This window comes from Mycobacterium sp. (assembly GCF_035623875.1).
Taxonomy (GTDB): Bacteria; Actinomycetota; Actinomycetes; order Mycobacteriales; family Mycobacteriaceae; genus Mycobacterium.
This window is the reverse complement of the sequence record NZ_DASPSP010000220.1, coordinates 14,047-32,209: the sequence shown is the minus strand read 5'-3', so window position 1 is coordinate 32,209 and position 18,163 is coordinate 14,047. Positions and strand designations below refer to the sequence as shown.

At 65.7% G+C, this 18,163-nt stretch carries 22 protein-coding genes; 12 read left to right on the top strand and 10 right to left on the bottom strand.

Annotated features, from left to right (window positions below; translation table 11 throughout):
• The 6 genes from VEI45_RS18235 to VEI45_RS18210 form a co-directional block, all read left to right on the top strand.
• Positions 1-1,052: PHA/PHB synthase family protein (locus VEI45_RS18235; protein WP_324855717.1), on the top strand; the 1,052-nt coding region annotated here is incomplete at its 5' end.
• Positions 1,053-1,056: 4 nt separating this feature from the next.
• Entirely contained in the window at positions 1,057-2,448 is a 1,392-nt protein-coding gene (locus tag VEI45_RS18230; protein ID WP_324855715.1) for an aldehyde dehydrogenase family protein, read from the top strand.
• A complete protein-coding gene (gene phaZ, locus VEI45_RS18225) occupies positions 2,445-3,338 on the top strand; it encodes a poly(3-hydroxyalkanoate) depolymerase (RefSeq protein WP_324855714.1) in 894 nt (297 codons plus the stop codon). The genes VEI45_RS18230 and phaZ overlap by 4 nt, the downstream gene beginning before the upstream one ends.
• Positions 3,335-4,597, top strand: a complete 1,263-nt coding sequence (locus tag VEI45_RS18220) for an acyl-CoA dehydrogenase family protein (RefSeq protein WP_324855712.1) — start codon at positions 3,335-3,337, stop codon at positions 4,595-4,597. The genes phaZ and VEI45_RS18220 overlap by 4 nt, the downstream gene beginning before the upstream one ends.
• 119 nt (positions 4,598-4,716) lie before the next feature.
• Entirely contained in the window at positions 4,717-5,268 is a 552-nt protein-coding gene (locus VEI45_RS18215) for a TetR/AcrR family transcriptional regulator (protein WP_414687522.1), read from the top strand.
• On the top strand, positions 5,268-6,119 hold the full coding sequence (locus VEI45_RS18210) for an enoyl-CoA hydratase/isomerase family protein (protein WP_324855708.1): 852 nt from the start codon (positions 5,268-5,270) through the stop codon (positions 6,117-6,119). The genes VEI45_RS18215 and VEI45_RS18210 overlap by 1 nt, the downstream gene beginning before the upstream one ends.
• Here VEI45_RS18210 and VEI45_RS18205 read toward each other — a convergent pair.
• Positions 6,116-6,604 carry a YbaK/EbsC family protein gene (locus VEI45_RS18205; protein ID WP_324855706.1) on the bottom strand — a complete coding sequence of 163 codons (489 nt, stop codon included), beginning with the start codon at positions 6,602-6,604 and terminating at the stop codon, positions 6,116-6,118. The genes VEI45_RS18210 and VEI45_RS18205 overlap by 4 nt on opposite strands.
• Positions 6,605-6,615: 11 nt before the next feature.
• Positions 6,616-7,464, bottom strand: coding sequence for an NAD(P)-dependent oxidoreductase (locus VEI45_RS18200; RefSeq protein ID WP_324855704.1), 849 nt, complete (start codon positions 7,462-7,464; stop codon positions 6,616-6,618).
• Positions 7,465-7,628: 164 nt separating this feature from the next.
• On the opposite strand from VEI45_RS18200, the gene VEI45_RS18195 reads away from it, so the two are divergent.
• Together VEI45_RS18195 and rsrA are read left to right on the top strand one after the other, a co-directional pair.
• Positions 7,629-8,438 carry a sigma-70 family RNA polymerase sigma factor gene (locus VEI45_RS18195; RefSeq protein ID WP_324855702.1) on the top strand — a complete coding sequence of 270 codons (810 nt, stop codon included), beginning with the start codon at positions 7,629-7,631 and terminating at the stop codon, positions 8,436-8,438.
• 56 nt (positions 8,439-8,494) lie between these two features.
• Complete coding sequence (rsrA, locus tag VEI45_RS18190; protein WP_324855723.1) at positions 8,495-8,740, top strand: mycothiol system anti-sigma-R factor; 246 nt, start codon at positions 8,495-8,497, stop codon at positions 8,738-8,740.
• Positions 8,741-8,750: 10 nt separating this feature from the next.
• Here the strand turns inward: rsrA and VEI45_RS26490 are convergent, their stop codons facing one another.
• Entirely contained in the window at positions 8,751-8,828 is a 78-nt protein-coding gene (locus VEI45_RS26490) for a 50S ribosomal protein bL37 (RefSeq protein WP_414687521.1), read from the bottom strand.
• A gap of 70 nt (positions 8,829-8,898) precedes the next feature.
• Complete coding sequence (locus VEI45_RS18185) at positions 8,899-9,561, bottom strand: hypothetical protein (RefSeq protein WP_324855700.1); 663 nt, start codon at positions 9,559-9,561, stop codon at positions 8,899-8,901.
• A gap of 384 nt (positions 9,562-9,945) precedes the next feature.
• Between VEI45_RS18185 and VEI45_RS18180 the strand changes: the two genes are divergently transcribed.
• Both VEI45_RS18180 and VEI45_RS18175 read left to right on the top strand, forming a co-directional pair.
• Positions 9,946-10,161 (top strand): biotin/lipoyl-binding carrier protein, encoded by a 216-nt coding sequence (locus VEI45_RS18180; protein ID WP_324855721.1) that lies wholly within the window; start codon positions 9,946-9,948, stop codon positions 10,159-10,161.
• Positions 10,162-10,198: 37 nt separating this feature from the next.
• On the top strand, positions 10,199-11,713 hold the full coding sequence (locus VEI45_RS18175) for a sensor histidine kinase (protein ID WP_324855698.1): 1,515 nt from the start codon (positions 10,199-10,201) through the stop codon (positions 11,711-11,713).
• A gap of 68 nt (positions 11,714-11,781) precedes the next feature.
• On the opposite strand, the gene whiB1 is transcribed toward VEI45_RS18175, so the two are convergent.
• Both whiB1 and VEI45_RS18165 read right to left on the bottom strand, forming a co-directional pair.
• Positions 11,782-12,036: a transcriptional regulator WhiB1 gene (whiB1, locus tag VEI45_RS18170; protein ID WP_324855696.1), complete on the bottom strand. Its 255-nt coding sequence runs from the start codon at positions 12,034-12,036 to the stop codon at positions 11,782-11,784.
• 269 nt (positions 12,037-12,305) lie between these two features.
• On the bottom strand, positions 12,306-13,271 hold the full coding sequence (locus VEI45_RS18165; protein WP_324855694.1) for a diacylglycerol kinase family protein: 966 nt from the start codon (positions 13,269-13,271) through the stop codon (positions 12,306-12,308).
• 95 nt (positions 13,272-13,366) lie between these two features.
• Between VEI45_RS18165 and VEI45_RS18160 the strand changes: the two genes are divergently transcribed.
• Positions 13,367-13,798 (top strand): hypothetical protein, encoded by a 432-nt coding sequence (locus VEI45_RS18160; protein WP_324855692.1) that lies wholly within the window; start codon positions 13,367-13,369, stop codon positions 13,796-13,798.
• Here the strand turns inward: VEI45_RS18160 and VEI45_RS18155 are convergent.
• The 3 genes from VEI45_RS18155 to VEI45_RS18145 are packed head-to-tail and all read right to left on the bottom strand — an operon-like array spanning position 13,750 to position 15,937.
• On the bottom strand, positions 13,750-14,232 hold the full coding sequence (locus VEI45_RS18155) for a GNAT family N-acetyltransferase (protein ID WP_324855690.1): 483 nt from the start codon (positions 14,230-14,232) through the stop codon (positions 13,750-13,752). The genes VEI45_RS18160 and VEI45_RS18155 overlap by 49 nt on opposite strands.
• Positions 14,229-15,329, bottom strand: a complete 1,101-nt coding sequence (locus VEI45_RS18150) for an isochorismate synthase (protein ID WP_324855688.1) — start codon at positions 15,327-15,329, stop codon at positions 14,229-14,231. The genes VEI45_RS18155 and VEI45_RS18150 overlap by 4 nt, the downstream gene beginning before the upstream one ends.
• On the bottom strand, positions 15,326-15,937 hold the full coding sequence (locus tag VEI45_RS18145) for an acid phosphatase (RefSeq protein WP_324855686.1): 612 nt from the start codon (positions 15,935-15,937) through the stop codon (positions 15,326-15,328). Before VEI45_RS18145 ends, VEI45_RS18150 begins: the two co-directional genes overlap by 4 nt.
• A gap of 189 nt (positions 15,938-16,126) precedes the next feature.
• Here VEI45_RS18145 and VEI45_RS18140 point away from each other — a divergent pair, with 189 nt between their 5' ends.
• Entirely contained in the window at positions 16,127-16,927 is an 801-nt protein-coding gene (locus VEI45_RS18140) for a ParA family protein (protein WP_324855684.1), read from the top strand.
• Position 16,928: 1 nt separating this feature from the next.
• Here the strand turns inward: VEI45_RS18140 and VEI45_RS18135 are convergent, their stop codons facing one another.
• Positions 16,929-18,143: a hypothetical protein gene (locus tag VEI45_RS18135; RefSeq protein WP_324855682.1), complete on the bottom strand. Its 1,215-nt coding sequence runs from the start codon at positions 18,141-18,143 to the stop codon at positions 16,929-16,931.
• Between the last annotated feature and the right edge of the window lie 20 nt (positions 18,144-18,163).

The following is an 18,163-nucleotide window of genomic DNA, read 5'->3' as shown; positions in this document are numbered from 1 at the left end:
AGGTGCGCGAGATCCCACTGCTCCTGGTGCCGCCGGTGATCAACAAGTACTACGTCATGGACATCGCGCCCGGCCGCAGCATGATCGAGTATTTCGTCCAGCAAGGCCAGCAGGTTTTTGTCATCTCTTGGCGCAACCCACAAGCCCGCCACCGGGATTGGGGCTTCGACACCTACGGCGCAGCGATCGTGGAGGCAATGGGCGCGGTGGAGAAAATCACCGGGGCCGACAGCACCCACCTGCTGGCCACCTGTTCGGGCGGCATCCTGGCGGCGATGACGGCGGCCCACCTCGCCGAGATCGGCGAGGGCGACCGGGTCGCGGGCCTCAACCTCGCGGTCACCGTACTGGATGAGACCAGGGCCGGGTTCGCGGCGGCGGCGATGAGCGATCGCGCGGCGCAGGCGGCGATACGAGTGTCGGCGAGGAAGGGTTACCTCGACGGGCGCGACATGGCGGAGATGTTCGCCTGGCTTCGGCCCACCGACCTGGTGTGGCGGTACGTGGTGAACAACTATGTGCAGGGCCGCAAACCGGCGCCGTTCGACGTGTTGTTCTGGAACGCCGACACCACCCGGATGGCCGCCGCGCTGCACCGCGACCTGGTGCTGATGGGGCTGCGGAACGCGCTGGTCACCCCGGGCGGGGTCAGCATGCTCGGCAGCCCGGTCGACCTGTCGAAGGTCACTGCCGACGCTTACGTCGTCGGCGGCATCGCCGACCACATCTCGCCGTGGCAGGCCACTTATCGAAGTGCCCGCTTGCTGGGCAGCAAGGACAACCGCTACGTGCTGTCCACCAACGGTCATATTGCGGCGCTGGTCAACCCGCCAGGCAACCCTAAGGCGTCGTTCCGCGCCGGCCCGGTCGACGCCGAGGATCCCCAACAGTGGCTCGAGTCTGCTGAGAAGCACGCTGACTCCTGGTGGCCGGACTACGTCAGCTGGCTCGCTGAGCGCAGCGGCTCAGAGGTTGACGCTCCGAAAACGCTTGGTGGGGAGGAACTTCCGCCGTTGGGTCCGGCTCCGGGCAGCTATGTGATGGAGAAGTGACGAAATGATCGGACATACCACTACCGCACCGGCCGAGCTCGCTGACCAAGTCGCCACTATCCGGGGCGTGTTCGCAAGCGGACGCACACGGGCGGTCGACTGGCGACTGCGCCAACTGCGAGGAATCGAGCGACTTCTCGACGAGAACGAGGATCAGATCGCAGCAGCCCTCGCCCAAGATCTCGGCCGCGAACGAGCAGAAGCTTGGCTGGGCGATATCGCGTCCACGAGGGGCGAAGCGGAGTTCGCGCGTAAGCACCTGGGCAGGTGGATGAAGCGAAAAAAACAGCGGGTGCCGTTGAGCCAGCTCCCCGGCTCGGCTTGGGTGCAATACGAACCGCTGGGCGTGGTCCTCATCATCGCACCGTGGAACTATCCGATCTACCTCTCGCTCGGCCCTCTAGTGGCCGCCGTCGCAGCCGGCAACTGTGCGGTGCTGAAGCCGTCGGAACTGGCCCCCGCTACCTCGGCGCTTCTTGCCCGGCTGATCCCCCAGTACCTCGACTCGGATGCCATCGCCGTCGTCGAGGGCGCTGCCGACACCACACAGCAGCTGCTCTCGTTGGGCTTCGACCACGCCGTGTTCACCGGTGGCACCGCGATCGGCAGCAAGATCATGGCCGCGGCGGCCTCGACGCTTACCCCGGTCACCTTGGAGCTCGGCGGCAAGAGCCCCGTCATCGTCACCGCCGATGCCGATCTCGATGTGACGGCACGGCGGATCGCGTGGGGAAGGCTGCTGAACTCAGGGCAGACTTGTGTCGCACCGGACTACGTACTGGCCGAGAAGTCCATCAAGCCAGAACTCGTCCGGCTGATCGTCGATAACGTGATTGCTTTCCGCACCGGAAATGATAAGGGTATGCGGATCGTCAACGAGCGCCAATTCGACCGGCTTGTCGGCTATCTCGAAGCCACGAAGGGCGAGATCGCCGTCGGCGGCCACAGCGACCGGGATTCACTCACGATCGAGCCGACAGTCATCGTCGACCCTGATCCTGACGAGCCCGCGATGACCGACGAGATCTTCGGCCCGATCCTTCCGGTGATCGAAGTGGATTCGGTGGATCAGGCGATCAGCTTCGCCAACGGCCGGCCCAAGCCGCTTGCCCTGTATGTGTTCTCCGGCTCGAAGTCCACCGGCCGCAGAATCGTCGATTCGGTTCCGGCTGGCGGCGCGGTGCTCAACCACGTGGCGATGCATCTGTTGGTGCCACAGCTGCCATTCGGTGGCGTGGGGCACAGCGGCATGGGCGCCTACCATGGTGAATGGGGATTTCAGGCGCTGAGTCACCGGAAGGCGGTCCTCGCTAAGACAACGAAGCCGGATCTGAAGCTCCTCTACCCGCCGTATACCGACAAGGGACTGAAGATCATGCGCAGGATTTTGGGATGACCCCAAACGAGTCACAAGCTGCCGACAAGCGTCAATCGATCCGGGAACGGCGACGTCTTCGTGCGTTGCCGGTGAGTCTGTTTGGCGAGGAGTGCTACGTCGCCACCGGCGGACAGCGGATTCGGGTGAACGTGCGGTGGGGAACCGGTGTGCCGCTGGTGCTGTGCAATGGCATCGGGGCCAGCCTGGAAGTGCTGGACCCGCTGGTGGAGCAGCTGGATCCCGATACCACGGTGGTCAGATTCGATGTGCCGGGAGCCGGAGGATCACCCACATCCCTTGCGCCCTATGGGTTTCCCTACCTTGCCTGGGTGCTGGGCCGGGTGCTATCCGAGCTGGGAATCGGCGTGGTCGATGTGCTGGGGCTGTCCTGGGGTGGGGCACTTGCGCAGCAGTTCGCCTTTCAGAACCCGCGCCGGTGCCGCCGTCTGGTTCTGGTGGCGACAGGTACTGGTGCGCTGATGGTGCCTGCTCATCCGCGCGTGCTGGCGAAAATGGCTACCCCCCGCAGGTTTTCGGATCCGGACTACGCCGCATCTATTGCCGGTGAACTATACGGCGGCACTGTCCGCGCTCACGGGGAGGATGTGGCGCGACTGTATCTTCAGCAGTTGCATGCCGGATCGAAGATGGGCTACCTGCACCAGCTCCTCGCGGGTTCGGTATGGACCAGCCTGTTCGCGCTGCCTGCGGTGCGGCAGCAGACGTTGATCGTGGCAGGCACCGATGATCCGATCATCCCGATTGTCAACGCGCACATCATAAACGCGTTACTGCCCCATTCGCGCCTGCATAAACATAGCGGCGGCCACATCGATCTCGTGCACAATGCGGCCGAACTCGCGCCCGTCATCGAGGAATTCCTGCACGAACCTGGAGAGCGGCCATGACAACGACGCCAAAACCGCTCAGCTCGTTTGAGACACGAGGCGCCAAGGACGCCGATCCAGCCACCGCCTCGCTCGTCGAGGACATCGGCCTTACCCGGGAAACCGACTACTTCCTGATGAAGGATCAGCTGACCGAGCAGGAAAAGGAGATTTTCGCCGCAGTCCGGGCGTTCGGCGAGGCCGAGATCCTGCCGATCGCCAATGAGTATTGGGAACGCGGCGAGTTCCCGTTCGACCTGATCCCGAAACTTGCCGCGCTGAACATTGTCGGCGACTACAACCTGGGCGACCACGGGTGCACATCGATGAGCGCGGTCGCTGCCGGCCTCGTCACCTACGAGCTGTCCCGCATCGACGGGAGCATAGCCACGTTCTTCGCCGTACACCTCGGGTTGGCCATGCAATCGATCAACATCCTGGGCTCCGAGGAACAGCGGCAGCGCTACCTGCCGGCGATGGCGCGCATGGAAAAGATCGGCGCGTTCGCCCTGACCGAGCCCGAGCACGGTTCGGACGCCGTCATCCTCGAGGCCACCGCCGAGCGGCAAGGCGATGAATGGGTGCTCAACGGCCGCAAGCGCTGGCCGGGCAACGCCGTGTGGTGCGACTACATCGTCGTATACGCTCGCGACACCGCGGACAACCAAGTCAAGGCGTTCGTCGTGGAGAAGGACAACCCCGGATACGCGGCGACCAAGATCGGCGGCAAGATGTCGCTGCGGATGGTACAGAACGCGGACATCACCCTCACCGACTGCCGGGTTTCCGAAGACGCCCGACTGCAGAACTGCAACAGCTTCAAAGATGTGGGCAAGGTGCTCGCCGGCACCCGCAATTCCGTCGCGTGGGGGTCGGCCGGACACGCAGTCGCGGCCTACGACATCGCCCTGAACTACGCCCTGCGGCGAAAGCAGTTCGGCAGGCCAATCGCCAGGACCCAGGTCATCCAGTCGATGCTGGTGGAGATGCTCGGCGATCTCACCTCGATGCAGCTGTACGCCATCCGAATGGCCCGGCTCATCGATGAGGGCAAGGTCGAAGAAACGATGGCCGCGCTCGCCAAGTACTACTGCACGGTCAAGGGCCGAAACGTGTGTCGACTGGCCCGCGACGTATTAGGCGGCAACGGTGTCTTGCTTGACTTCCATGTCATGCGCCACCTGTGCGACATGGAAGCCCTGGTCACTTACGAAGGAACTGCTGAAATCCAGTCCCTCATCGTCGGACGGCACATCACCGGGCAGAGCGCGTTCGCCTGATTGGGCAATCTCAGGTCAGCGACGGCAAACCCAGCACTCTCGTTGACAGAGGATTCCTCGGTGGCAGTAGAGTATTTCTCGTGCCGAGATCCAGCACTACCGATGCGCGGGGCCGATTGATGCAGACCGCCCGCCGGCGGTTCGCGGCCGATGGCGCCATTGCGGCGACACTCGACGAGATCCGTCGCGACGCCGATGTCAGCGTCGGGGCGCTGTATCACCATTTCCCCGACAAACCGTCGCTGGCCGCTGCCGTCTATGCCCAAGTCATGAGCGAATACCAGGCGGGATTCGTCGCGATGTTGCGCAGCCACGCCACCGCCGAGAGGGGGATCCGCGGTGGCGTCGCGCACCACCTGCGGTGGGTGTCCGCCAACCGCAGCGAGGCGGCCTTGCTGCTGGGTGATCGGCTGGACAGCGCCGAGCTGGGCGATGCCAACCGGGAATTCTTTGCGGCCGTGCGGGATTGGTGGCGTCCGCACCACAGCTACGGCGTGCTGCGGCCGATGCAGGCCGGCATCACGGCGGCGTTGTGGTTCGGGCCGGCACTGGAATTCAGCCGGTACTGGATTGCCGGCGATGAACCCAACATGCCGCGTGGGGTGGTCAAGACCTTTGCCGACGCTGCGTGGAAGGCATTGCGGGCCAATGGAATCGAGGAGGACAAATGATGGGCGCAGCGGAATCGCTCTACAACAGCATGGTCGCCGACGGCGACGACCCAGAGGCGCCCGGCCGGGTACGCGTCGAGCATCGCGGTGACCGGGCGGTCGTTACCCTCGATGAACCCGACCGCCTCAACGTGCTTTCCGCGCCGTTGGTGCGGCAGTTACGGCGCGCGCTCGATGCCTTGGTTGCCGATGCCGACGTTCGCAGTGTGGTGCTCACCGGTGCCGACCCGGGCTTCAGCGCTGGTGGCGACTTGAAGATGATGCGTGCCGCGACCGAACAGCTGACCCAACCCGAGGGTGTCGCCGACGTCTGGCGCTGGATCCGCCGCGAATTCGGGGGCATTGCCCGGCTGATCGCCGGATCGGACACCATCTTCGTGGCCGCGCTCAACGGCCCGGCGGCCGGAGTCGGCCTGGCGTGGGCGCTGACGTGTGACCTCACCATCGCCAGCGAGCGGGCGGTGATCGTGCCCGCGTTCGGTCGTCTGGGTCTGATTCCCGAGGTCGGCACTAGCTGGGCGTTGACCCGTCGCCTCGGCTACCAGGGCGCGCTTGCCTACTACCTGCGCGGCGAGCACATCGACGCCCACACCGCACAACGGCTGGGCCTTGTGCAGCAGGTCGTCGCGCACGACAAGCTGCTCGCTACTGCCGACGAATGGTGTACACGCGTCGCTGCCATGCCGGCCCACGCAGTGGCGATGACAAAGCCGCTGCTGCGGGCCGCGGCAGACGCCAGCTGGAACGACGCGCTCACCCTGGAGGAATTCGCCGAGCCGACCTGCTTCACCACCGCCGCGTTCGCCGACAGCGTGCACAGCATGCTGGCCGGACGCCCGGCCCCGGGTTAGGCCTGGATCTCGGCAGTCACCGCGCCGGTGAGCCGGACCAGATCCTCGGGAGCGACTGCGACGTCCCACCCACGCCGGCCCGCGCTGCAATACATCCGGTCCCAGGCCAGCGCGCCGGAATCGACGACGGTCGGTAGTGGCGCGCGCTGCCCGAGCGGCGAAACAGCGCCGACCACATAACCAGTGGCTCGCTGGGCCGCAGCGGGCTCGGCCATGCTGGCTTTGGTGACCCCCAGCGCAGCGGCCGCCGCCTTCAGTGACAATTTCGACGACGCCGGCAGTATCGCGACGGCGAACCCGTCGGGCACCGCGATGATCAAGGTCTTGTAGATCTGCTCTGCCGCGATCCCACCGGCCTTGGTCAGCGCACCGACCGCTTCGACGCCGAACGAGTATTGCCGGGGATCGTGACCGAACTTGACGACCTCATGCGGCACACCGGCAGCGATCAGAACCGCAAGCGCCGGTGTCGCAGCCCCGGCCACGTCAGTGGCCCCTAGGGACCCGAGTACCCCGGCGGGTTGACGCCGTCCACCCAGAAGTCGACGCCGAGTTTCCCGCCCGGCACACAGTCATACACCGACAAGTCGGTGACGCCGGACTCCACCAACACGTCTTCACACAGCAGCGTGTTGCCGGTGTACTCACGGGAGGGCTTGTTGAGGATGACGTAGGCCGCGTCGGAGTACACCTCCGGCTTGCGCGCGCGGGCCATCGCCTCGTCACCGCCGAGCAGGTTCTGCACCGCGGCGGTGGCCACCAGCGTGCGCGGCCACAGGGTGTTCGACGCAATGCCCTCGTCACGCAGCTCCTCGGCCATGCCCAGCGCGCACAGCGTCATGCCGAACTTGGCCATCATGTACGCCGTCGGCTTCAACCACTCTTTGCCGAGCAGCACCGGCGGCGACAGCGTCAGTATGTGCGGGTTCTCCCGGCCCTTCAGATGCGGGATACACGCTCGAGACACCGCGTACGTACCGCGCACCTGGATGCCGTTCATCAAGTCGAACCGCTTCATTGGCACCTCGGTGATCGACCCCAGGTTGATCGCCGACGCGTTGTTCACGCAGATGTCGATGCCGCCGAACTGCTCGACGGCCTTGGCTACCGCGGCCTCGACCGAATCCGGGTCGCGAACATCCCCGACAATCGGCAGCGCCTGGCCGCCGGCCTCTTCGAGCTCTTTCGCGGCGGTGAACACCGTGCCCGGCAACTTGGGGTGCGGCTCGGCGGTCTTGGCGATCAAGGCGATGTTGGCGCCGTCCTGGGCGGCCCGCTTGGCGATAGCCAGGCCGATTCCGCGGCTGGCACCCGAGATGAACATGGTCTTGGCTTTCAGGGACATGAGCGTCACAGTAACGCTGCTCACATCCGGCATGAATCGGCGGTCCGGATTGCGTCGCCGCCGCCTCGAGATGGACCGGAAATAGCGAGGCGATCATTGCTGTTGAGTGGTGCGAAGCAGACACTGTCGGTCGCAGCCTTTAGATTGGAGAGAGGGGGAGTCGGGTGTCAACGGCGACGAGCCTCATCGGCGAAGAGCGGTTGGCCGGGTGCCAGTCGGGTCCGGTGCTCATGGACCTGTTCACTGGCATCGCGACAGAAGGGACTGCGTTAGTCAACATGGCCGACATCGACGGCGCGACCGAGCCGGAGGTTGCGGAGACCCGGGAGGCCTCGGACGTCTCTGACAACCTGGACGCCTCGGGACCTAGCCGCTCCAACGAGACCGACGCGGAGCTGACCGCGCGCTTCGAGCGTGACGCGATTCCGCTGCTGGATCAGCTGTACGGCGGCGCGCTGCGGATGACCCGGAATCCCGCCGACGCCGAGGACTTGCTGCAGGAAACCATGGTCAAGGCCTACGCGGGATTTCGCTCCTTCAAGGAGGGCACAAACCTCAAGGCCTGGCTCTACCGCATCCTGACCAACACCTACATCAACAGTTACCGCAAGAAGCAGCGGCAGCCGGCGCAGTATCCGACCGACGAGATCACCGACTGGCAGCTGGCGGCCACCGCTGAGCACTCCTCGACCGGTTTGCGCTCCGCCGAGGTTGAGGCGCTCGAGGCGTTGCCGGACACCGAAATCAAAGAGGCGCTGCAGGCATTACCCGAAGAGTTTCGGATGGCGGTCTACTACGCAGACGTGGAGGGTTTCCCGTACAAGGAGATCGCCGAGATCATGGATACACCGATCGGGACGGTGATGTCGCGACTGCATCGCGGCCGACGCCAACTACGCGAATTGCTGACCGATGTGGCCAAGGACCGGGGTTTCATCCGCGGTGATCAGGCACCCGAGGAGGTGTCGTCGTGACCGAATTCCCGCCCACGTCGGGCCACGATGACCCCTCTGCAGGCGCCGACGCGCGCATGAAGGCAGAGTGCGCCGAACTGATCGCCGAGGTATGGACATTGCTCGACGGTGAATGCAAGCCAGAGAATCGAGAGAAGCTGCTTAAGCATCTCGAGGAATGCCCGCCGTGTTTCCGGATCTACGGCCTCGAGGAGCAATTCAAGGCGTTGATCGCTACCAAGTGCCGTGGCGAGAAGGCTCCGGAGGGGCTTCGCGAGCGCTTACGGCTGGAGATCAGCCGAACCACGATCATCCGCCGGTGAACGCCCCGCGCTACCCGGCGTTGGGGCGCTTACCGTGGTTGGCCTTGCTGTACTTGCGGTCTTTCTTCTTCCGGCCACGCTTGGCCATAACTGATCCCTCCTCGCAGGTGTAAGTGCAGGTCAGTCTTCCATGCGTCGGGTGTTGCTTAGCCCGGGGGCTACGCAATCGACCCAGTGCCCGCAGGCACGACCGCAGCTGGCTGTCCCGGCACCGGCTGCCCGGGAACCCCTGCTGTCTGCCCGGCTACACCGGGCATCTGTCCCGGCACCAGCGGCGTCTGCCCTGGTAGCGCCGGCGTTAGTCCGGGGAGCGCACCGGGGTAGCCGCCGGGGGTTTGTCCCGGGAGTGCACCGGGGTAGCCGCCGGGGATTTGTCCCGGGAGTGCACCTGGGTAGCCGCCCGGGATTTGTCCCGGGAGTGCACCGGGGTAGCCGTCCGGAGCCTGTCCCGGAAGCCCACCGGGGTAGCCGGGTATGCCGGGCACTCCGCCGGTGAGCCCACCCACGCCGGGCACTTCGCCGGGCAGCCCACCCACGCCGGGCACTTCGCCGGGCAGTCCACCTGGCGTCAGGGCACTGCTGGCCGGCATCAACAGGTCCCCGCTGCCGGGGATGATGGTGTTCATCAAACTGCTCAGTGAGCCGAAGAGCGAATTGGCGATGCTCACGGCGCTGCCGGCACCGCCGCCGGCCCCGCCGAGGCCTGGAACGGGCAGTGGGTCGTCGACAAGGAATGGTTGCTGGGGATCGGCCGCGGCGACGCCGACGCCAAGCCCGAGGGTGGCGATTGCTGCCAGCACAGCCCCGATGCCGGCTTTCACTCGGCTAATTGGGCGTCGAGCTATCGGATTCGCAAACATGTTCTCGGACAACGGAATTCCCCTCAAATTCGGCTGAAACACTAAGTGTGCATCAGGCACTCCAATCACTCTGGAAACAATGCTGCTCAAATGTCACAAGAACAACACGACACGATCACAGGACGAACTCTATAGGTTCGCTTAGTAATCTTGGAGTTTGCTTACCGATACCGGCGCGATATCAGCCACGCCTCTCCTTCGCACCCAACAAGGGGCCTACCTGCGCTGTCAGCGCCGATACGACCCGCCGGTGCGGCTCACTCCCTCGCGCCCAGGTCAACCGGTTGTGGTTCGATGGAGCAGCAGTATCGCGTAAACGACGGCTGGGAGATGAACGGGGTGATGATGGCCGAGGACGTCCGCGCAGAGATCGTGGCCAGCGTGCTCGAAGTCGTGGTCAACGAGGGCGACGAGATCGGCGAGGGTGACACCCTGGTGCTACTGGAATCGATGAAGATGGAGATCCCGGTCCTGGCCGAGGTCGCTGGCACGGTCAGCAAGGTCAGTGTTTCGGTGGGAGACGTCATCCAGGCCGGCGACCTTATCGCCGTGATCAGCTAGCCATTGGCTCGCCTGTACCTCGTCGCGGGAGTCGCCGATGTCCACTCTCGGTGATCTGCTCGCCGAACACACCGTTCTGCCAGGTAGCGCCGTCGACCACTTGCACGCGGTAGTCGGTGAATGGCAGCTGCTCGCCGACCTTTCATTCGCCGATTATCTGATGTGGGTCCGCCGCGACGACGGCTCGCTGGTATGCGTCGCACAGTGCCGGCCGAATACCGCTCCGACCGTTCTGTTGCGCGACGCGGTCGGTAGCGTGCTGGACGCCGATACCGCGCCGCTCATCGCCGCGGCCTTCGAATCCGGCACTATCGGTCTGGAAAGCGATGCAGGCCAACAGTATTCGTGGCAGCAGACTGGCCTGAACATCGAAGCCGTCCCAGTGCGGCACGACGACCGGGTGGTCGCGGTTTTGACACATCAGAAAGCCGTCGGGGACACCCACAAATCCAGCCCACTGGAAACTGCCTACATCGACTGCGCCGCGGACCTCGTCACCATGCTCTCCGAGGGCACCTTTCCCAACGTGGGAGACGTGGCGATGTCGCGCTCCAGTCCGCGAGCCGGTGACGGCTTCATTCGACTCGATGTCAATGGAGTCGTCTCGTATGCCAGCCCGAACGCGTTGTCGGCATACCATCGGATGGGCTTGACCTCGGAGTTGGAGGGACACAACCTGATCGCGGTCACCCGTCCGCTGATCTCCGATCCGTTCGAGGCCCGTGAACTCGCTGATCACGTGCTCGACTCCCTGGCCGGTGGGGCCAGCATGCGCATCGAGGTCGATGCCGGTGGTGCCACGATGCTGTTGCGCACGCTGCCGCTGGTTGTGCACGGCTCGGCAGCCGGCGCTGCGGTGCTGGTTCGTGACGTCACCGAAATCAAACGCCGGGACCGCGCGCTGATCTCCAAGGATGCCACCATCCGGGAAATCCATCACCGGGTGAAGAACAACCTGCAGACCGTTGCGGCGCTGCTGCGACTGCAGGCCCGCCGGACGACCAACGCCGAAGGACGAGAGGCGCTCATCGAATCGGTGCGGCGGGTGTCGTCGATCGCGTTGGTCCACGATGCGCTGTCGATGTCGGTGGACGAGGAAGTCAACCTCGATGAGGTGATCGACCGGATCTTGCCGATCATGAATGACGTGGCGACGGTGGACACGCCGATCCGGATCAATCGAACGGGCATGCTCGGCGTCCTGGACTCCGATCGCGCGACGGCGCTGATCATGGTGATCACCGAACTCGTGCAAAACGCCATCGAGCATGCGTTTGACCCCGCAGCACGGGAGCCCGCAGCCGGGGGCGGCTCGGTGACGATTCGTGCGGAGCGGTCGGCGCGTTGGCTCGACGTGGTGGTCCACGACAACGGCCGCGGTCTACCCGATGGGTTCAGCGTCGAGAAGTCCGACCGGTTGGGTCTGCAGATCGTGCGGACACTGGTATCCGCCGAACTGGGCGGCTCGCTGGACATGCACAACGCCCCCGAAGGCGGAACCGATGTGGTGCTACGCGTCCCGATCGGTCGTCGCGTCCGAGCCGCGCATTAGTGCCGCACACAACGGCGCGGCCCCGACACTCGGTCGGGGCCGCACCGTTGACGCGGCTTAAACCCGGGTCAGACTCCGCTGCGGGCCTTCGTCCGGGCGTTGCGACGCTTCAGTGCGCGTCGCTCGTCTTCGCTCATTCCGCCCCACACGCCGGAGTCCTGTCCGGTGTTCAGCGCCCAGGAGAGGCACTCGGTGGTCACCGGACAGCGGTTACAGACCAGTTTCGCGTCAGCGATCTGCGCGAGCGCCGGTCCGCTGTTCCCGACGGGGAAGAACAGCTCCGGGTCCTCATCGCGACACACCGCGTTGTGGCGCCAATCCATACGTCGTTACTCCTCACTGTGTGCGCAGCAGGGCGCACGAGTATTTTTCTTCGGCTGTAACGCAGGCACAACGTAGGTACCGGAAATGTTTCCGTACCGTTGCATGCGATCGTTCGATCGTTTCACAGGCTCAACAGATGTCAATAGCACTCGTTGGTCCGTGGACAATCTCACTTTGGCGATCTGTTACCAAATCCCTTAATCGTTTGTACTACACTCGCCGCCAATTTGCCCAGCCCCATTGGCGTTGACCAGACGATTACCGCAGGTCAGAGCTTGATTTTGGTGGGCGGCGCGACGACGTCCAGCGCGTTGGGAACCGCCCGGAACGTCATCTGCTCCCGCACGCCCAGGTAGTCCCCGTCGAACTGACTGGCCATCGGATCGCCGGTGCAGCTAACCCGCACGCAGGCCGCATCGTCGTCGCGGACGACCTGGTTGCCCTCGATCTTCGGCTGCTTGGAGAACATCTGCCCGACCAGTCTCAGGCTGGGTAGCACCTTCAAGCGGGTGACGCCGAACACCCCCAGCCCTGACTCGAAGGTGGTGCCGGGGTTGGTGCACATCGGCCGGTCGTTGGCGTAGGTCCATGGGCTGGAGTTGGACACGAAGACGAAGTGAACCCCCGAGATCGGCTCGCGCCCGGGCAGCTCCACGGTCAGCCTCGGTTCGCGACGGGAGTAGGCCACTGTGGCGCGTACCGCCGCGCGGATGTAGCGCACTGGCGTGACTTTGACGCCCTTTTCCCGTTGGGCTTCCACTTTGGCCACCGCCTCGGCGTCGACCCCCATACCGGCGTTCAGCACCGCCCACTGCTCGCCGCAGTCGATCAGCCCGATCCGGCGCCACTTCTTTTCCTGGCCGTACCTGTCGAGCAGCCAGATGAGCTGGTTGGTGGCGTCGACCGGGCCTGGCGGGATGCCCAGCGACCGCGCCGTCACGTTCGCCGAGCCGCCCGGGACTATCGCCAGCGCCGGGACTTGCCCGGTGGGCAACTCACTGGGGCGGCCAAGCAGGCCGTTGACCACGTTGCTGACCGTGCCGTCGCCGCCGTGCACGACGACGAGATCAGCCCCGTCCTTGGCAGCAGCCTGCGCGATTTCCCCGGCGTGGCCGCGGTGTCGGGTGTGCTCGACGGTCAGTTCCAGGCGGCTCTTCAGTGCGTGCGCCAGCAGGTCGCGCCCCGCCGTGGTGGTCGAAGTCGCAGTCGGGTTGACGATCAGCACGGCGCGCATGACGCCAAAGCCTACGGGAGCGGCGACTCCGCGGGCCGCGTCGCGGCCCGAGGAGAAGCGGCCATCGGGTTCAGCCCGGTGGTTAGGCTGGCGCTGTGAGCGCGCGTCCCCCGGCCAGTGTGCGTGGCGCGGGACTGATCGTTGCTGTGCAGGGCGTGACGGGGTTGGTCGTGGCTGCGGTTCTGCTGTTTCGGGGGCTCGCGGGCGCAGACCAGCGGGTGGTCAACGGCTTCGGCACTGCAGCGTGGTTCGCTCTGGTCGGTGGGGCTGTTCTGGCCGCCGGTGGCGCATTGCTGGTCGGCAGGCGCTGGGGTCGCGGGCTCGCGGTGTTCGCCGAGCTGTTGCTGCTGCCCGTCGCGTGGTACCTCGCCGTGGGCTCTCATCGGGCGCTGGTCGGAATCCCGGTGGGCATCGTGGCGCTGACCGCGTTGGCGTTGCTGTTCAGTCCGCCCGCCGTGCGCTGGGTTTCCGGCGGCGATCAGCGGGGACCGGCCAGCTCCACCAACTCCGGGCCGCACACCCGATAGGTGGTCCACTCGCTCTGCGGCTGAGCGCCGACGGCTTCATACAGGGCGATCGCATCGGTGTTCCAGTTCAGCACCGCCCAGGCCAGCCGGGTGTAGCCGTTGTCCACGCATTCCCCGGCCAGCGCGGTCAGCAGTCGACGGGCCAGCCCGAGACGGCGAAATCGTGGACGCACGTACAGGTCCTCGAGGTACACGCCCGCGACGCCGTCCCAGGTCGAGAAGTTGAGAAACCACAGCGCCATCGCAGCGACTTCGCCGTCTACCTCGGCGACGTGCCCTCGTAACGTCGTGGGTTCGTCGAAAAGTGCTGTGCTGATTTGCTTCTCGATCACGGTGCATTGGTCGGCCCCGTGTTCGAAGCGGGCCAGTTCATGGATCATTGCAGTGATCGCAGCGGCATCGGCAGGAATGGCGCGGCGGATATGCGCGGTCATGGATCAACTCCCAGCGCCGTCAAAATAGTGACGAATTTGCTTGTGGTCTCGGCGACTTCGTCATCGGGATCGGATTCGGCGACGATCCCGCCGCCGGCGTGGGCGAGTGCGGTACGGCGGTCGGCGGCTAGCTGCGCGCAGCGGATGGACACCACCCACCACCCGTCACCGTGCGCGTCGCACCAGCCGACAGCACCGGCGTAGAAGCCGCGATCACCTTCGAGTGTATTGATCAGTTCGGCTGCTGCGGCGGCCGGCACACCGCCGACCGCGGGGGTGGGGTGCAGCGCCAACGTCAAATCCATTGCGGTCGTGGAGGTGTCGCGCAGTCGCCCGGTGATCGGTGTGCTGAGATGCCAGAGCGCCGCGGTGCGGCTCAGCTCCGGGGTCGGCGCGATGGTCAACTCACGGCACAACGGACGCAGGGCGTCGGCCATGGTATCGATGACCAATTGGTGCTCGTGGCGATCCTTGGCGGACGCGGCCAGTGCGGCGCCGGCAGCGGCGTCGAGCCCGGGGTCGGCGGCACGTGGTGCGGAACCGGCGAAGGGCCGACACGTCACCCGGTCGCCGTCGCGCGCAACCAGTAGCTCCGGACTGGCACCCACCAAGGCCATGCCCGAATACTCACCGCCCGCCGCCGACAGATCGACCAGATAACCGTAGGCAGCAGGATCCTGCGCGACCAGCCGGCGCAGGATGACCCTGGCATCCAGCGGAGCTTCGGCGGCCAGCCGCAACGCGCGAGCCAGCACCACCTTCTGCAGAGTGCTGTCTGGAGCGGTCAGCCGATCGCGTGCACGCTGAACCCGGGCGCGGTGCTCTTCGGGCGCGGGAAGCGCGCCTGCCACCTGCACTGGCGGCAGCGGATCCGTCGGCCAGTCGGGTAGTCCAGCCGTGCGCCGCACGGAACGCGGCACCATCAACGCGGCGGGACCGTTAGCGTCAAAAGCTAACGCGCCCAATACTATTCGAGCTGAGCCCGAACGCAGTGCCGCCTGTGCGGCTCCCAGGTTGCAGTAGCGTCGCTTTACTCCGTCAGCAACCAGAGTTTGTGTCGGCCCGCAGAGGACGAACGGTGGTTCGGTGGTGCTCACCCGGGTGCGATCGCCTGCGGGAGGCCGGTCAATCCGAGCGCAGCGAGCTGTCGCACGCCATGCTCGAACCCGCAGACGGCGATCGAGCCGGCGAGCATCCAAAAGCGGCTGCCCTCGATGAGCGGCAGCTCGACCCAGCGCGTGATCACCGAACGGGAAAAGTGGCTGTGGCCCACGAACAATACGTCGCGCGAGGTCATGTGTTCCAACGCCAGTGCGACGGCCCGATCGGCGCGGTCGCTGACTTGAGCCACACTCTCGCCGCCGGGGCAACCGTGCGTCCAGATCAGCCAATCAGGAACCGATTCCCGGATCTGAAGGGTCGTCAACCCCTCGTAGGAACCGTAATCCCATTCGGCGAGCAGGGGAGACACCTCGTCCACGGCGAGCCCGGCCAACTTGGCTGTGGTCAGGGCACGTATACGCGGGCTGCTGATCACAAGCGGGTCAGCGAGTTTCAGTTCACGCAGAACACGCCCGGCAAGCTCGGCCTGGACTCGGCCGGTATCGGTCAGTTCGATGTCGGTGCGGCCGGTGTGCCGGCCGGATTTTGACCACTCGGTCTCGCCGTGGCGGAGCAATACAAGTCGGTGGTTGTGCAACCCCATGCTGAGAGATTCTGCCCGACGGCATGCTCGGCCCGTCGGCCGAAGCGGACCGCGGGCGAACATGCCAGGATGGGCACTGTGACCGCACGAAGCGATGTAGGCGTACCACCCGCTTGCGTGGGAGAGGGCGGGGCGCTTGCGACCGCGCGGGGAAGATGCAGAGCGAAGCGATGAGGAGGAGCGGCCCTTGTGACTAACACCCGAGTGCTGGCAGTGGCCAACCAGAAGGGCGGGGTGGCCAAAACGACGACGGTGGCCTCGTTGGGTGCGGCGATGGTAGACGCGGGACGACGGGTGCTGCTGGTCGATCTGGACCCGCAGGGCTGTCTGACTTTCTCGCTCGGCCAAGACCCGGACAAGTTGGCGGTGTCGGTGCATGACGTGTTGCTCGGTGAGGTGGAGCTGGACGTCGCCCTGGTCGACACCCCGGAGGGGATGACGCTGCTGCCGGCCAACATCGACCTGGCTGGCGCCGAAGCGATGCTGCTGATGCGGGCCGGCCGCGAGTACGCGCTCAAACGCGCGCTGGGGAAGCTCGGCGACCGGTTCGACATTGTCGTCATCGACTGCCCGCCGTCACTGGGTGTGCTCACCCTCAACGGGCTGACGGCCGCCGACGAGGTCATCGTGCCGTTGCAGTGCGAGACATTGGCGCATCGCGGCGTCGGCCAGTTTCTGCGCACGATCGCCGATGTCCAGCAGATCACCAATCCGGGCCTACGGTTACTCGGCGCGCTGCCGACGCTGTATGACCCGCGCACAACCCACACCCGCGACGTGCTGCTCGATGTCGCCGACCGCTACGACCTGCCGGTGCTGGCGCCGCCCATTCCGCGCACGGTGCGGTTCGCCGAAGCCAGCGCGTCTGGCTCGTCGGTGATGGCCGCGCGCAAGAACAAAGGCGCATCCGCGTACCGAGAGTTGGCGGAGACGCTGCTCAAACACTGGAAGTCGGGTAAAGCACTGCCGACGTTCACCATCGACGCCTGAGTCAGCCGAGCGCGACGAGCGTGTTCCCGCGCTGCTCGAGCACCTGCGAACCCGAAACTGCGGGGATCACCGCCGAACTGCCCGGCGGCCGGGTCACCGGCAGGTAGCCTTCGCTGTCGCCGGTGACAGGATCGCAAACAGCGATGCCGCCGCTGACGGGGACGAGCAACTTGCCGGCCATCATCGTCGCGGGCCCCACCGGAACGGAAGACCCTGCAGGCGCAATGGAATAGCGATAGGTCAGGGTTGCCCCGTCGAACACCATCACCGTGTCACCGGTCCACCACGTCACCAGGTTGCCGGGCCGCGATACCACGCTCGACGTCGACGGCGGCTTGGGCATCAGCGTGCTGGCCACGGTCGTGCCGCTCTCGTCGACCACATCGACTCTAGGCTGTGGTGCCGGTAGGTAGATGAGGGTCCTGGTCTCGGCCACCGTCAGCACCCGGGCACCGGAACCCACGCCGATCCCCGGCTCGGGCACATCGCGCTGCTCCGGTTCGTCTTCTTCCTTGCTTGGGCGCAGCAGGGTGAGCCGCAGATCCGCCTGGCTGCCACACGCCCCGAGCACCGAGACGGCCGCCGAACTGGCCGCCGCCGAAACCAATCGGCATCCGGTGTGCAGTCCCTTCGAAGACGGCTTGATCCGGGCGTCGATCTCGCCGTAGGACAGCATCCGGACCATGTCGGAGCGCCACAGTTCCAGCCTGGTGTCGCCAGCCGACAACACCGTGGTGCCGTCGGAGGACAGGTTGACACGGCGGTCGGCGTAGCTGGTGCGGGCGGGCCCGCGGCTACCGGTGGACCCGTCGATCGTGCTGACCTGGCCGCAGCCCCGGTCGTCGCGGTAGACCGCGACCGCGTAGCGGTAGACCCAGGAGACCCCGCACAGATCGCTGTCGCGTGAGTAGCTCCACCGCACCTGGCCGGTGACCGGATCACGCCCTTGGACGGTACGGCCGTCGGCGGTGACGACGGTCCCGCCAACCGCGACAGGTTGGTCGGTCGGCGCGTTAAGGGCGGTCCAGAGCTGCTTCAGCGAAGCCGGCACCTCGCGGGCCGGCTTCGGGCTGGGCGCGGGTACCACCGCGGGCCGGCTGATCGTGGCCCGGGCATCGCTGGTCCACCAGATCAACGCCGCAGCCACGGCGACCACCGCCGCGATCGCTGCCGCGGCCATTACGTCGGCTTTGGTGCGGCGTTCCGGTCTGACCATCAGGCGGCAGGCGACACCGG

Excerpts from the sequence above, each read along its gene's own strand:
- VEI45_RS18230 (WP_324855715.1), top strand. The coding sequence starts at position 1,057 with ATGATCGGACATACCACTACCGCACCGGCCGAGCTCGCTGACCAAGTC.
- phaZ (WP_324855714.1), top strand. The coding sequence starts at position 2,445 with ATGACCCCAAACGAGTCACAAGCTGCCGACAAGCGTCAATCGATCCGG.
- VEI45_RS18220 (WP_324855712.1), top strand. The coding sequence starts at position 3,335 with ATGACAACGACGCCAAAACCGCTCAGCTCGTTTGAGACACGAGGCGCC.
- VEI45_RS18215 (WP_414687522.1), top strand. The coding sequence starts at position 4,717 with ATGCAGACCGCCCGCCGGCGGTTCGCGGCCGATGGCGCCATTGCGGCG.
- VEI45_RS18210 (WP_324855708.1), top strand. The coding sequence starts at position 5,268 with ATGGGCGCAGCGGAATCGCTCTACAACAGCATGGTCGCCGACGGCGAC.
- VEI45_RS18200 (WP_324855704.1), bottom strand. The coding sequence starts at position 7,464 with ATGTCCCTGAAAGCCAAGACCATGTTCATCTCGGGTGCCAGCCGCGGA.
- rsrA (WP_324855723.1), top strand. The coding sequence starts at position 8,495 with ATGAAGGCAGAGTGCGCCGAACTGATCGCCGAGGTATGGACATTGCTC.
- VEI45_RS26490 (WP_414687521.1), bottom strand. The coding sequence starts at position 8,828 with ATGGCCAAGCGTGGCCGGAAGAAGAAAGACCGCAAGTACAGCAAGGCC.
- VEI45_RS18180 (WP_324855721.1), top strand. The coding sequence starts at position 9,946 with ATGGCCGAGGACGTCCGCGCAGAGATCGTGGCCAGCGTGCTCGAAGTC.
- VEI45_RS18175 (WP_324855698.1), top strand. The coding sequence starts at position 10,199 with ATGTCCACTCTCGGTGATCTGCTCGCCGAACACACCGTTCTGCCAGGT.
- whiB1 (WP_324855696.1), bottom strand. The coding sequence starts at position 12,036 with ATGGATTGGCGCCACAACGCGGTGTGTCGCGATGAGGACCCGGAGCTG.
- VEI45_RS18165 (WP_324855694.1), bottom strand. The coding sequence starts at position 13,271 with ATGCGCGCCGTGCTGATCGTCAACCCGACTGCGACTTCGACCACCACG.
- VEI45_RS18155 (WP_324855690.1), bottom strand. The coding sequence starts at position 14,232 with ATGACCGCGCATATCCGCCGCGCCATTCCTGCCGATGCCGCTGCGATC.
- VEI45_RS18145 (WP_324855686.1), bottom strand. The coding sequence starts at position 15,937 with ATGGGGTTGCACAACCACCGACTTGTATTGCTCCGCCACGGCGAGACC.
- VEI45_RS18135 (WP_324855682.1), bottom strand. The coding sequence starts at position 18,143 with ATGGTCAGACCGGAACGCCGCACCAAAGCCGACGTAATGGCCGCGGCA.